A 12,819-nucleotide genomic window follows, 5' to 3' on the forward strand; every position below is an offset into this window, starting at 1 on the left:
GGACGCCACCACCGGCGAGGTCCTGCGAAAACTCACCCTCGACACCACCCACAAGTACCAACCCCAGACACCACGAAACCCCCAAACCTGACGGTTCGGGGGTTTCCGATGTCCTGAGACATCACACGGTCGGGCTGACAGGATTTGAACCTGCGACCCCTTGACCCCCAGTCAAGTGCGCTACCAAGCTGCGCCACAGCCCGTGGCTCGCCCCCTCGCGGGAGCGGTCGAAACCATATCCCACCGCGGCGGGGCCGACCCAATCGGCCGCACCCGACCACTGGGCGGGGTCAGCGCCGCGCGCGGCGCTTCTCGCGTACCCGCACCGAGATCTCGATCGGGGTCCCCGCGAAGCCGAACTCCTCGCGCAGCCGGCGTTCGACGAAGCGCCGGTACCCCGCCTCGATGAACCCGGACGCGAAGAGCACGAAGCGAGGCGGTCGGGTACCCGCCTGCGTCGCGAAGAGGATGCGCGGCTGTTTGCCGCCACGGACCGGGTGCGGATGGGCCGCGACGACCTGGCCGAGGAAGGCGTTGAGGCGCCCGGTCGGGATGCGCGAGTCCCACGACTCCAGGGCTGTGTCGAGGGCCGGTACGAGCCGCTCCAGGTGCCGGCCGGTGCGCGCCGAGACGTTGACCCGGGGGGCCCACGTGACCTGGACGAGGTCGCGCTCGATCTCTCGCTCGAGGAAGTGCCGCCGCTCCTCGTCGGTGAGGTCCCACTTGTTGTACGCGATGACCAGAGCGCGTCCGGCGTCGATGACCTGCTGGACGACCCGCACGTCCTGCTCGGCCAGCACGTCGCTGGCGTCGACGAGGACCACAGCGACCTCGGCCTTCTCCAAGGCCGTCTGGGTCCGCAGCGACGCGTAGAAGTCGGCCCCCCGGGTCTGGTGCACGCGCCGCCGGATTCCTGCGGTGTCGACGAACCGCCACGTACGCCCGGCGAGCTCGACGATCTCGTCGACGGGGTCCCGGGTCGTTCCCGCGACGTCGTCGACGACGACCCGCTCGTCGCCGGTGAGCTTGTTGAGCATCGAGGACTTGCCGACGTTCGGACGTCCGAGCAGTGCGACCCGCCGTGGCCCCCCGGGGCGGTACGCCGCGACCTGAGAGACGTCGGGCAGGACCTCCAGGAGCGCGTCGAGGACGTCCCCGCTCCCCCGGCCGTGCAGCGCCGAGACCGGCCAGGGCTGGCCGAGCCCGAGGTTCCACAGGGCCGCGGCGTCCGCCTCGGTGCGCTGGTCGTCGACCTTGTTCGCGACGAGCACCACCGGCTTGCCGGAGCGGCGGAGCAGCTTGACGACGGCCTCGTCATCGTCGGTCGCGCCCACCGTGGCGTCGACGACGAACAGCACGGCGTCCGCCAGGTCGACGGCGATCTCGGCCTGCTCGGCGACCCGCAGGTGGATGCCCGTGGCGTCGACCTCCCAGCCACCGGTGTCCACGAGGGTGAAACGGCGGCCGGCCCACTCCCCGTCGTACGCGACCCGGTCGCGGGTCACACCGGGGACGTCCTCGACGACGGCCTCGCGGCGGCCGAGGACCCGGTTGACCAGCGTGGACTTGCCGACGTTCGGACGCCCGACGACCGCGACGACCGGAACCGCAGCGGCCTGCGCCTCCTCCGCGTCGGGACCACCGTCGAGGTCGAGCAGCGAGCGGTCCTCGTCGCTCAGCTCGAACTCCTCGAGGCCGGCACGCAGGGCGCGCTCGACGGCGTCGGGGTCCTGGGTGCGGGTGGGGTCGTCGGTGCTCATCCCGCCATTCTCCCGCATCCGCAGAGATGCTCCGTCACGTCACCGGGGTCGCACCCACCGATCCGGCCCGGAGTCAGCCCTCGTCCACGGTGCTCGCCGCGACGACGTCGAGCACGGCCTCGACGCTCTCGTCGAAGCCGAGGTCGGAGGTGTCGACGAGGCTCACCCCCTCGGCGGCCTCGGTGAAGCGCGAGACCGTGGAGTCGTCCCGGTCGCGGCGGAGCACCTGGTCGCGGGTGGCCTCCACCGCGGCGGCGTCGGCAGAGCCGTGCAGCTCGGTGGACCGGCGGCGCAGCCGGGCCTCCTCGGAGGCCGTGAGGAGGACACGGACCCGGGCGTCCGGTGCCACGACCGTCGTGATGTCGCGTCCTTCGGCGACCACCCCGCCGGTCTCCTCGGCTACCCGGGCGATGAGGTCCCGCTGGAGCTGCTGGAGCACCGGGCGGACCCCCTGGTTGGTCGCGACGGCGGACACCGCGCTGCTGACCTCGGTCGTGCGGATCGCGGCGCCGACGTCGGTGCCGTCGACCGTGACCGTCGGGTCGGCGGGGTCGGTCCCCATGGCCAGGGGGAAGTCCCGGGCGGCCTGCGCGACGGCATCGTGGTCGGCGAGGTCCAGCCCGCGCTCCAGGCACCACCAGGTGAGGGCCCGGTACATCGCGCCCGTGTCGAGGTAGCCGATGCCGAGCCGCCGCGCGACCGCCTTCGCGACGCTGCTCTTGCCGGATCCGGACGGGCCGTCGATGGCGATGGTCAGCGGTGCGGTCATGGCCGATCAGCCTAGTGCCGTGGTCACCCGTGGATCCGCCAGCCCCGCTCACCCAGGGCCTCGGCGAGGGCGGCGGCGGCCGCGGGCACGACGTCGACCTCGGCGACCCCGAAGTCCTGCCCGAGCCCGTGGTCCAGCCGGAACTCCTCGACGTTGGTCCCGATCTCGCCGATGTCCGCGAACAGCCGCCCGAGCTGCCCGGGCCGGTCGGGAATGAGGACCCGGACCGTCTCGAAGGCCGTCGGCGCGGCGCCGTGCTTGCCGGGGATCCGGGCGTGGCCGGCGTTCCCCGCGGCGATGGCACCGGCGATGGCGCCCCGGGCCCCCGGTGCGTCCTCGCCCGCCTCGAGGGCCGCCAGGGCCCCGACGACGGCGCCGAGGTCCTCGGCCAAGCCGCCGAGGACCTCGCGGACCGCCGCGGCGTTGCCGGCGAGGATCTGGGTCCACAGGTTCGGGTCGCTCGCGGCGATCCGGGTGACGTCGCGCAGCCCCTGCCCGGCCAGCGCGACGGCCTCGTCGTCGAGCACCTCCAGCCGGGCGGCCACGAGGCTCGAGGCGAGCTGGGGCACGTGCGAGACGGCCGCGACGGCGCGGTCGTGCACGTCGGGGGCCAGCGCGCGGACGGCGGCCCCTGCGGACCGGGCGACGTGAGTGACCAGGGCCGTGACCTCGACGCGGGTCTCGGGTGAGGGGGTGACCACCCAGGCGCGGCCGTCGAAGAGGTCGTGGCGGCCGGAGACGGCACCGGCACGCTCCCGGCCCGCCATCGGGTGCCCACCGCAGTACCTCGTGAGATCCGCCCCCGCGGCCCGCACGGCGGCCAGGACCACCCCCTTGACCGATGCGACGTCGGTGACCCCGGCGTCCGGGAACCGCTCCAGGGCGGCGACGACACACCCCGCGGTGACGTCCGGCGGGACCGCGACGACGACGAGGTCGGGCTCCGGCTCCTCCTGCGCGCCGAGCAGCCGTCCGGCACCGAGGTCGCGCGCCAGCGCCGCGTGGGTCGGTACGGCGTCCTCGAGCGTGACGTCGTCGCCGTGCCGGGTGAGCGCCAGGCCGAGGCTCGTCCCGACGAGCCCGGTCCCGACGACGTGGACCCGCGTCACAGGCCCGCGGCCTTGTAGAGCGCGGCGACCTCCGCGGACGACAGCGCCCGCCACTTTCCCGGCTTGGTGTCGCCGAGACGGATCGGCCCGACCTGCGTACGCACCAGCGAGATGACGGGATGCCCGACCTCGGCGAGCAGGCGGCGGACGATGTGCTTGCGGCCCTCGTGGAGCACGACCTCGACCAGCGCCTTGCCCGGCTGGGAGTCCACGACCCGGAAGGAGTCCACCGCGGCCGGCCCGTCCTCGAGCTCGACCCCCTCGCGCAGTCGCTTCCCGAGGTCGCGCGGCAGTGGTCCGGGAACCTGCGCCAGGTAGGTCTTCAGGACGCCGTAGCGTGGGTGCTGGAGCCGGTGCGCGAGATCGCCGTCGTTCGTGAGGAGCAACAGCCCCTCGGTGTCGGCGTCGAGCCGCCCGACGTGGAACAGCCGCTCCTTGCGGGCACCGAGGTAGTCGCCGATGTCGACCCGGCCGAGGTCGTCGCTCATCGACGTCACGACGTTCAGGGGCTTGTTGAACGCGAGGTAGACCCGCGACTCGTCGAGCTGCACCCGCTCGCCGTCGACGTGGACCACCTGGGTCGCCCGGATCCGCACGCCCAGCTCGGTGACGGTCTGGCCGTCGACCTCCACCCGGCCCTGGGCGATGAGGTCCTCGCACACCCGGCGCGACCCGACCCCGGCCGCCGCGAGGAGCTTCTGCAGCCGCACGCCCTCGGGGTCGTGGACGTCGACGACCGGTCGCTGGGGCTCGCGCTTGGGCTGGGTGGGCTGGCTCCGGCGGGTGTTCCCTGCGCCGCGCTCACGCTGCTGGCGGCCTCCGGCACGGCGTCCACCTCGCCCCTTCGGCGGGGTCATCCGCGGCCTCCTTCGGCGATCTCGTCGAGGACGTCGACCTCGGGCAGGTACGGAGCGAGGGCAGGCAGCTCCTCGATGGACCGCAGCCCCAGCCGCTCGAGGAAGTAGGAGGTCGTCCCGTAGAGCGTGGCCGTGGACTCCTCGTCCTGCCCGACCTCCTCGACGAGGCCGCGGGTGAGCAGCGTGCGGATCACGCCGTCGACGTTGACCCCACGCACGGCCGCCACCCGGGAGCGGGACACCGGCTGCCGGTAGGCGATGACGGCGAGGGTCTCGAGCGAGGCCTGGGTGAGCCGGGCCTGCTGCCCGTCGAGGACGAACTTCTCGACCACCGGCGCGTACTCGTGCCGGCTGTACATCCGCCACCCACCGCCGACCTGGCGCAGCGTGAACCCGCGGCGCTGCTCCTCGTAGCCCGCCTCGAGGTCGGCGAGGGCACTCTCGACGTCCGCGACCGGCTGCTCGACGGCCGACGCGAGGGAGGTGGTCGTCACGGGCTCGTCGACGACCATGAGGACGGCCTCGAGCGCGCCATGGATGCCGCCCGGGAAGTCCGCGACGTCGAAGGCGAGCTGGTCCTCGGGGCCGGCGGTCTCCGGGGTGTCCGGCGCGCTCTGCTCCGGCTCACTCATCGGGGGTCTCCTCGGGGGTCGGTGGGGTCTGGGGGTCGTCCGGCGCTGCGGTGCCCTGGGCTGCCGCGCCGTCGTCCGGGACGGGCAGTGGCTCGTCGAACTCGTCGGTGACCTCGATCTCGCCCTCTTCGGGGCCGGTCCAGCGCACCGTGAGCTCGCCGAGGGCCTCGGCCTGCTCGAACCCGATGGCGGCCTCACGGAAGAGCTCGAGGAGGGCGAGGAAGCGGGCGACCACCACGAGCGTGTTGTCGGCGTCCGCGACGAGGCTGCGGAACGACGCCACCCGGTCCCGTCGGAGGCGGGCGCCGATGACACCCGCCTGCTCCCGCACGCTCACCTGCGGGGCGTGCAGGTGGGTGAGCCCCACCGTGGGCGGTGCCTTGGGCGTCATCGCGGTGGCCGCGATCATCGCGAGCTGCTCGGGCGTGACGGTCATGACGAGCTCGGGCAGGAGCGCGGCCAGGTGCGGCTCGAGCGCCACCGAACGGGGCTGACGACGGCCGGCGGTGGCCATCCGCTGCCCGAAGGTGTGCGCGATGTCCTTGAAGGCGCGGTACTGCAGCAACCGCGCGAAGAGGATGTCCCGGGCCTCGATGAGCGCGAGGTCGTCCTCGTCCTCGGGCCCGCTCTGCGGCAGGAGCCGCGCGGCCTTGAGGTCGAGCAGGGTCGAGGCCACGACGAGGAACTCGGTGGCCTGGGAGAGGTCCCATCCGCCCTCGGTGCCACGGGCGGCCTTGATGTGGGCGACGAACTCGTCGGTGACCGCCGCGAGGGCGATCTCGGTGATGTCGAGCTTGTGCTTGCTGATCAGGCCGAGGAGCAGGTCGAACGGGCCGGAGAAGACGTCGAGATGGACCTCGAAGGGGGTCGCGGCCGCCCGTCGGGTGATGACCCCGCCCGGGACCATCTCGGTGTCCGGGGCGGCCACCGCTCCCCCGGTGGCGTCGGGGGACGTCGTCACCGGATCAGGCCGCCCCGCCGCGGGCCACGAGCTCGCGGGCGAGCCGGCGGTAGGAGTCCGCGCCCTTGTGGCTCGACTCGTACGTCGTGATGGGCTCGGCGGCGAGCGTGGCGTCCGGGAACTTCACCGTCCTCGAGATGACCGTGTGGAAGACGCGGTCCCCGAAGTGGTCGACGACGCTGGCCACCACCTCGCGGGAGTGCAGCGTCCGGCCGTCGTACATCGTCGCGAGGATGCCGTCGACCTGCAGGCGGGGGTTGAGCCGGTCGGTGATCTTCTCGATCGTCTCGACGAGCAGCGCGACACCGCGCATCGCGAAGAACTCGCACTCGAGAGGGATGATGACGCCGTGCGCCGCCGTGAGGGCGTTCACGGTGAGCAGCCCGAGCGAGGGCTGGCAGTCGATGAGGACGACGTCGTAGTCGTCCATGACCGGCCGCAGCACCCGGGCCAGGATCTGCTCGCGGGCGACCTCTCCGACGAGCTGCACCTCGGCGGCCGAGAGGTCGATGTTCGCCGGGATGACGTCCAGGCCGGACACCCGGGTGTGCTGGACGACCTCACGGACGTCGTGCCCGCGCTCGGTGAGGAGGTTGTAGACGGTGACGTCGAGGTCGTGCGTGGGGATCCCCAGACCCACGGACAGCGCGCCTTGGGGGTCGAAGTCCACCAGGAGGACCTTGCGACCGAGCTCGGCCAGGGCTGCACCGAGGTTGATGGTGGTCGTCGTCTTGCCGACGCCCCCCTTCTGGTTGCACATGGCGATGACCCGGGCCGGGCCGTGGGAGGTGAGCGGCGCGGGCTCGGGGAACTCGGGCATCGGCCGACCGGTGGGTCCGACCTGCCCGTCCGTGCGGATATCGAACGCCGCCTCGGTCTCGCCCAACTCTCTACTCCCGGTGCCTCTCGTGCGTCGGTCGGCCTCGCGCCGATCGCGGACGACCTTATCAGCGCGGCACCCCCGCTTCGGGGTCAGCGGGCCCGCGGGTGGCTGTGGGCGTAGACCTCACGCAGCTGCTGCACGGTGACCCTCGTGTAGATCTGCGTGGTCGTCACGGAGGCGTGGCCGAGGAGCTCCTGGACCACCCGCACGTCCGCCCCGCCCTCGAGCAGGTGGGTCGCGAAGGAGTGCCGCAGGGTGTGCGGCGAGACGTGCCCCGAGAGGTCGGCGCGCTCGGCGCCCGCGCGCAGTACCGCCCAGGCGCTCTGCCGCGACATCCGGGCACCACGGACGCCGAGGAACACCGCCGGGGTCCCCCGGCCCGCGGCGGCGAGCTCCGGCCGTCCACGGACGAGCCACGTCTCGAGCGCGCGGCCCGCGTAGGACCCCAGCGGCACGATCCGCTCCTTACCGCCCTTCCCCCGCAGCCGGACGACCGAGGCGTCGTCGTCGAGGTCGTCGACGTCGAGCCCCACGGCCTCGGAGATGCGCGCGCCGGTGCCGTACAGCACCTCGAGGAGCGCCCGGTCGCGCAGCGAGACCGGTGTGTCGCCGAGCGAGACCGCCTCGAGCAGGCGCTCGACGTCGCCGAGCGGGATGGCCTTCGGGAGTCGGTCCGGGGTGCGCGGCGGGGCGACGTCGCGCGCGGGGTCGGCGTCCAGGACACCCTCGAGGGCGAGGAAGCGGTGCAGCCCGCGCACCGCGACGAGGGTCCGTGCGGCGGACGACGCGGCGAGCGGCCGGTGCTCGTCGTCGCCCTCCCGCAACCGAGTGAGGAACTCGGTGACGTGGGCCGACGTGACGTCCTCGGGACGCCCGACCTCCTCCGTGGCGAGGAACGCCTGCCAGCGGCCGAGGTCGCGCCGGTACGCGGCGAGCGTGTTGGCGGACACCCCGCGCTCGACGTCCAGGTGGGTCAGCCACGCGTCGACGGCCCGGCCCACGGCGGTGGGGCGCGCGGTCGACCGCCGGCCCGCCTCGCTCAGGACAGCGCCTCGTCGAGGGGGATGCTCTCCAGGTCGAAGGCGTCGGCGACCCCGGCGTGGGTGATCCGCCCGGCGTGCGTGTTGAGGCCGCGGGCCAGCGCGTCGTCGGCTCGCAGTGCAGCCTGCCAGCCCTGGTCGGCGATCTTCGTCGCGTACGACAGCGTGGCGTTGGTGAGCGCCCAGGTGCTCGTGTGCGGCACCGCACCGGGCATGTTGGCGACGCAGTAGTAGATGGAGTCGTGGACCTCGAAGATCGGGTCCGCGTGGGTCGTCGGCCGGCTGTTCTCGAAACAGCCGCCCTGGTCGATCGCGACGTCCACGAGCACCGACCCGGGCTTCATCCGGCTCACCATCTCGTCCGTGACGAGCTTGGGCGCCTTCGCCCCCGGGATGAGGACGGTCCCGATGACGAGGTCCGCCTGGAGCACCTGGTCGCGCACCGACATCGCCGACGAGGCGATCTGGGCGACCCGGTTGTCGTACCGCCAGAAGCTCATCCGCAGCTTGTCGAGGTCGGTGTCGAGCAGCGTGACGTCGGCGCCCATGCCGAGCGCGATGTTCGCGGCGTTCTGCCCCGCGACGCCGGCACCCAGCACGACGACCTTGGCGTTCGCGACACCGCCGATGCCGCCCATGAGGACGCCGCGCCCACCCTGCGCGCGCATCATCGAGTGCGCACCGACCTGGGGCGCGAGGCAGCCCGCGACCTCGGACATCGGGTAGAGCAGGGGCAGCAGCCCGGACGGCAGCTGGACGGTCTCGTACGCGATGGCCGTGACCCGCTTGTCGACGAGCTCGGTGGTCAGCGGCTCGTCCGCGGCGAGGTGCAGGTACGTGAAGAGGGTCAGCCCTTCGCGGAGCCGGTGGTACTCCTCGGCGACGGGCTCCTTGACCTTCATGACCATGTCGGCCTCGCCCCACACGTCGTCGGCGTGGCCGACGATGCGTGCCCCCTGGGAGACGTACTCGTCGTCGGAGATGGACGACCCGAGCCCGGCGCCCTTCTGGACGAGCACCTCGTGACCGCGCCGCGTCAGCTCGTTGACGCCGACCGGTGTGATGCCGACCCGGAACTCGTTGTTCTTGACCTCGGTGGGGATGCCGACCTTCACGGATATCAGTCCTGTCTGGAGTCGAGGTCCGGGGCGCCGTCGCCCACGGGAGCCCCTCCGGGTGGAGGGCGATGGAAGTCTAGTGTCGGCCCGACACGTGCCCGATCCAGGGAGGACCTCCGTGAAGCTCTACAGCGACATCCCGACGCGCCGCGTCGCCCAGGTCGTCGCGGACCTCGGCGTCGTCCTGTGGGTCTGGCTCTGGGTCGAGGTCGGGACGCGGGTGTACGACACGACCCTCCGGCTGGCCGAGCCGGGCCGACAGCTGGAGTCCGCGGGCACCGGCTTCCGGGGCAGGATGACCGAGGCGGGCGACTCCGTGGACGACCTCCCGCTGCTCGACGACCGCATCGCCACCCCCTTCCGCAGCGCCGCCGGGGTGGGCACCGACATCGAGGCGGCGGGCCGCGACCTCGTCGACGCGGTGGAGCGCACCGCGCTGGTCCTCGGAGTCACGCTGGCCGCCGCACCGATCCTCCTCGTCGCCGGCACGTGGCTGGTCCTGCGCTGGCGGTTCGTCCGCAGGGCCACCGCGGCCCGGCGGTTCGTCGACTCCGCCCCGGACCTCGACCTCTTCGCGCTGCGCGCCATGGCGAACCAGCCCATGCCCCGGCTCGCCCGGATCAGCGACGACCCGGCCGGTGCGTGGCGCCGCGGGGACTCCGAGGTCGTGCGCGCGCTGGCCGTCCTCGAGCTCAAGGAGTCCGGGCTGCGTCCGCCGCCGGTGGACGACGGCCGGGAGGTCAGCCCGCGCGGGTGACGACCGCGGGCCGCAGGTCGTCCGCCGGGCACTCCCACGTCGTGGCGTCCGCATCGAGCTGCTCCCCGGACCGGATGTCCTTGACCTGGTCGCCACCACCGTCGCCGGCCCCCGGGAACCAGACGTACGGGATGCCGCGCCGGTCGGCGTAGCGGATCTGCTTGCCGAACTTCGCGGCCGACGGTGCGACCTCGCACGGCACCCCACGGGCCCGCAGCGCCGCCGCGACGGCACCGGAGCGCTCCCGCGACTCCTCGTCGACGACGGCGACGAGCACGGCCGCCGGTGTCGAGCGGGATGCGGTGAGGCCTCGCTTCGTGACGAGGAGGTGGACCAGCCGGGTGAGCCCGATCGAGATGCCGACACCCGGGTAGGTCGTGCGGCCGTCCGAGGCGAGCGAGTCGTAGCGTCCCCCGGAGCACACCGACCCCCAGTCCTCGGAGCCGACGAGCTGGGTCTCGTAGACGGTGCCGGTGTAGTAGTCGAGCCCCCGCGCGACCGAGAGGTCCGCGACGAGCGTGCCGGGAGCGCGCCGCGCGCCGGTGTCGATGACCGCCGCGAGCGACTCCAGCCCGGCGTCGAGGGTCGGGTGGGAGATGCCCAGGGCGCGCACCTGCTCGACGAACGACACGTCGTCGGTGCGGATCGCGGCCAGGGCGAGGGCCTGGGCGGCCTGCTCGTCGGTGGCGCCGGCCTCGACGAGCTGGGCGGCCACCTTGTCGGGTCCGATCTTGGCCAGCTTGTCGACGATGCGCAGGGTTCCCGCGACGTCGGTGAGGCCGATCCCGAGGTAGAACCCCTCCGGGATCCTGCGGTCGTTGACCTGGATGCGGAACTCCCCGACCGGCAGGCGGCGGAACGCCTCGGCGATGACGAGCGGCATCTCGGCCTCGACGTGCGGGGCGAGCTCCCCGATGTCGACGACGTCGATGTCGGCCTGGGTGAACTCGCGGAACCGACCCTCCTGCGGCCGCTCACCACGCCAGACCTTCTGGATCTGGTAGCGCCGGAAGGGGAAGGAGAGCCGTGCGGCGTTCTCGAGGACGTACCGCGCGAACGGGACGGTGAGGTCGAAGTGCAGGCCGAGCTCGCCGTCGGACCCACCGCGCTCGTCGGCGCGGGCCGCGAGCCGGTGGATCCCGTAGGTCTCCTTGTCGGCGTCGCCACCCTGGCCGCGGAGCCGCTCGACGGGCTCGACCGCCCGGGTCTCGACCGGGGTGAAGCCGTGCAGCTCGAAGACCTCGCGGACGGTGTCGAGGAAGTGCAGCTCGACGAAGCGCTCGGTGGGCAGGAGCTCGGGGAAGCCCGAGACGGGGGTCACCTTGACGGCGGGAGGGGTCACGCCCCCAATCCTCTCAGGTACGGGTTCGTCGCCCGCTCCCGGCGCATCGTCGTCGCGGGGCCGTGGCCGGTGAGGACGAGGGAGCTGTCCGCCAGTGGCAGGACGACCTCCCGCAGGGACCTTTGCATGGCGGCGTTGTCACCGCCCGGGAGGTCCGTCCGGCCGATCGAGCCCGCGAACAGCACGTCGCCGGAGACCACCGTGCGGTCCAGCTGCTCCTCCTCGGGCAGGCCGTCCGGCACGGTCTCCAGGGCGAACATCACCGACCCCTCGGTGTGCCCGGGGGCGTGCAGGACGTCGAGGGCCAGGCCAGCCACCTCGAGCCGTTCGCGGTCGGCGACCTCGACGACCCGCTCGGGCTCGCGCCAGGTGGCGCGCTGTCCGAACTGCGCCTCCATCATGGCCAGCGTGGCGGGGTCGATCGTCGACAGCGGGTCGGCCAGCCGGTAGCGGTCGTGGCCGTGGACGTACGCCGCGGTGTCGCCACCGCAGACCGGCGTCACGGAGTAGACGTGGTCGAGGTGCCCGTGTGTGAGGAGCACAGCGGCAGGGCGGAGCCGGTGCTCCTCGAGGACCGTCCTCAGGGTGTCCTCGACCCCGATGCCCGGGTCGACGACGACGCACTCCTCCCCCGGAGCGGGCGCGAGGACGTAGCAGTTGGTCCCGAAGGCGGCGGCGGGGAAGGCGACGACGAGCACGCCAGCGAGAGTAGTCGGAGGTGGCGTGCCTAGACTGACCGGCGCCGGACGACCAGGAGGGACACCCGGGGTGACCAAGAAGCAGGAGCGGGCCCGCGCCCGCCGTCGCTGGGAGAAGCAGCAGGCGAAGATGGCCCGTCGCGAGGCCGACCGCGCACGCCTCCAACGGCTCGCAGCCGTCCTCGGGGTCGTCGTCGTGGTCGTCGGGCTCCTCGTCGTGCTGGGGCTCACCCTCCAGGACGACACCGACGACGACGCCGCGGCCCCGGACGCCTCGCCCAGCCCCTCTGCGTCCACGTCGGTGGAGGGGTGCGAACCCCCACCCGCCCCGCTCGGAACCAGTGCCGAGCTCGAGCTGCCCGACAAGGCCGTCGCCGAGGGGAAGACCTACGAGGCCACGATCGCCACCAACTGCGGCGACATCGTCGTCCGGCTCGACGGCACGAAAGCGCCGCAAGCGGTCGCGTCCTTCCTCGAGCTCGCGCGGCAGAGCTACTGGAAGGACTCACCGTGCCACCGGCTCACGGCGACAGAGGGCCTCAAGGTGCTCCAGTGCGGTGACCCGACCGGCACCGGGCAGGGCGGCCCCGGGTACGGGTTCGGGGTCGAGAACGCGCCGGAGGACGGCACGTACCCGCGCGGGACGCTCGCGATGGCCCGTACCTCCGACCCCGAGCAGGGCAACGGCGGCCAGTTCTTCGTCGTCTACGGCGACACGAGCCTCCCGGACCCCGACGGCTACACCGTGTTCGGCACGGTGACCTCCGGGTTGGATATCGTCGACAAGGTCGCCGCCGCGGGGATCGTCCCCTCCGACCGGGGCCCCGACGACGGCACACCTGCCGCACCGATCAGCATCCTCAGCGTTGCTGTCACCGAGGAGAAGTCCTGAC

At 73.0% G+C, this 12,819-nt stretch carries 13 protein-coding genes and 1 tRNA gene; 2 read left to right on the top strand and 12 right to left on the bottom strand.

Translation table 11 applies throughout. The annotated features are described in order from the left end of the window. Positions 1–129: 129 nt before the first annotated feature. From JQN72_RS06475 to ald, 10 genes are all read right to left on the bottom strand, one after another. Positions 130–203: transfer RNA gene (locus JQN72_RS06475), tRNA-Pro, on the bottom strand. Between the two features lie 87 nt (positions 204–290). Continuing rightward, positions 291–1,760: a ribosome biogenesis GTPase Der gene (der, locus tag JQN72_RS06480; RefSeq protein ID WP_239100244.1), complete on the bottom strand. Its 1,470-nt coding sequence runs from the start codon at positions 1,758–1,760 to the stop codon at positions 291–293. Between the two features lie 73 nt (positions 1,761–1,833). Then, complete coding sequence (cmk, locus tag JQN72_RS06485) at positions 1,834–2,529, bottom strand: (d)CMP kinase (protein WP_204134360.1); 696 nt, start codon at positions 2,527–2,529, stop codon at positions 1,834–1,836. Between the two features lie 23 nt (positions 2,530–2,552). Further along, positions 2,553–3,638 (bottom strand): prephenate dehydrogenase, encoded by a 1,086-nt coding sequence (locus JQN72_RS06490; RefSeq protein WP_204134361.1) that lies wholly within the window; start codon positions 3,636–3,638, stop codon positions 2,553–2,555. Then, a complete protein-coding gene (locus JQN72_RS06495; RefSeq protein ID WP_204134362.1) occupies positions 3,635–4,495 on the bottom strand; it encodes a pseudouridine synthase in 861 nt (286 codons plus the stop codon). Before JQN72_RS06495 ends, JQN72_RS06490 begins: the two co-directional genes overlap by 4 nt. Next, positions 4,492–5,127 (bottom strand): SMC-Scp complex subunit ScpB, encoded by a 636-nt coding sequence (gene scpB, locus JQN72_RS06500; protein ID WP_204134363.1) that lies wholly within the window; start codon positions 5,125–5,127, stop codon positions 4,492–4,494. The genes JQN72_RS06495 and scpB overlap by 4 nt, the downstream gene beginning before the upstream one ends. Next, a complete protein-coding gene (locus JQN72_RS06505) occupies positions 5,120–6,034 on the bottom strand; it encodes a ScpA family protein (protein ID WP_204134436.1) in 915 nt (304 codons plus the stop codon). Before JQN72_RS06505 ends, scpB begins: the two co-directional genes overlap by 8 nt. A 58-nt stretch (positions 6,035–6,092) precedes the next feature. Beyond that, a complete protein-coding gene (locus tag JQN72_RS06510; protein ID WP_374190878.1) occupies positions 6,093–6,974 on the bottom strand; it encodes a ParA family protein in 882 nt (293 codons plus the stop codon). Between the two features lie 86 nt (positions 6,975–7,060). Further along, a complete protein-coding gene (xerD, locus tag JQN72_RS06515) occupies positions 7,061–8,014 on the bottom strand; it encodes a site-specific tyrosine recombinase XerD (RefSeq protein WP_204134437.1) in 954 nt (317 codons plus the stop codon). Then, a complete protein-coding gene (gene ald, locus JQN72_RS06520) occupies positions 8,011–9,126 on the bottom strand; it encodes an alanine dehydrogenase (RefSeq protein WP_204134365.1) in 1,116 nt (371 codons plus the stop codon). Before ald ends, xerD begins: the two co-directional genes overlap by 4 nt. A 121-nt stretch (positions 9,127–9,247) precedes the next feature. Between ald and JQN72_RS06525 the strand changes: the two genes are divergently transcribed. Beyond that, positions 9,248–9,886 carry a hypothetical protein gene (locus tag JQN72_RS06525; RefSeq protein WP_204134366.1) on the top strand — a complete coding sequence of 213 codons (639 nt, stop codon included), beginning with the start codon at positions 9,248–9,250 and terminating at the stop codon, positions 9,884–9,886. On the opposite strand, the gene hisS is transcribed toward JQN72_RS06525, so the two are convergent. After that, complete coding sequence (gene hisS, locus JQN72_RS06530) at positions 9,870–11,228, bottom strand: histidine--tRNA ligase (protein ID WP_204134367.1); 1,359 nt, start codon at positions 11,226–11,228, stop codon at positions 9,870–9,872. The two genes, JQN72_RS06525 and hisS, sit on opposite strands and share 17 nt — an antisense overlap. After that, positions 11,225–11,926, bottom strand: a complete 702-nt coding sequence (locus tag JQN72_RS06535) for an MBL fold metallo-hydrolase (protein ID WP_204134368.1) — start codon at positions 11,924–11,926, stop codon at positions 11,225–11,227. Before JQN72_RS06535 ends, hisS begins: the two co-directional genes overlap by 4 nt. A gap of 70 nt (positions 11,927–11,996) precedes the next feature. Between JQN72_RS06535 and JQN72_RS06540 the strand changes: the two genes are divergently transcribed. Next, the gene (locus tag JQN72_RS06540; protein WP_204134369.1) at positions 11,997–12,818 is read left to right on the top strand and encodes a peptidylprolyl isomerase; all 822 of its coding nucleotides are present in this window, start codon (positions 11,997–11,999) and stop codon (positions 12,816–12,818) included. Position 12,819 lies beyond the last annotated feature (1 nt).

The organism is Phycicoccus sp. CSK15P-2 (genome assembly GCF_016888005.1).
Classification (GTDB): domain Bacteria; phylum Actinomycetota; class Actinomycetes; order Actinomycetales; family Dermatophilaceae; genus Phycicoccus.

Excerpts from the sequence above, each read along its gene's own strand:
- cmk (WP_204134360.1), bottom strand. The coding sequence starts at position 2,529 with ATGACCGCACCGCTGACCATCGCCATCGACGGCCCGTCCGGATCCGGC.
- JQN72_RS06495 (WP_204134362.1), bottom strand. The coding sequence starts at position 4,495 with ATGACCCCGCCGAAGGGGCGAGGTGGACGCCGTGCCGGAGGCCGCCAG.
- JQN72_RS06505 (WP_204134436.1), bottom strand. The coding sequence starts at position 6,034 with ATGGTCCCGGGCGGGGTCATCACCCGACGGGCGGCCGCGACCCCCTTC.
- der (WP_239100244.1), bottom strand. The coding sequence starts at position 1,760 with ATGAGCACCGACGACCCCACCCGCACCCAGGACCCCGACGCCGTCGAG.
- scpB (WP_204134363.1), bottom strand. The coding sequence starts at position 5,127 with ATGAGTGAGCCGGAGCAGAGCGCGCCGGACACCCCGGAGACCGCCGGC.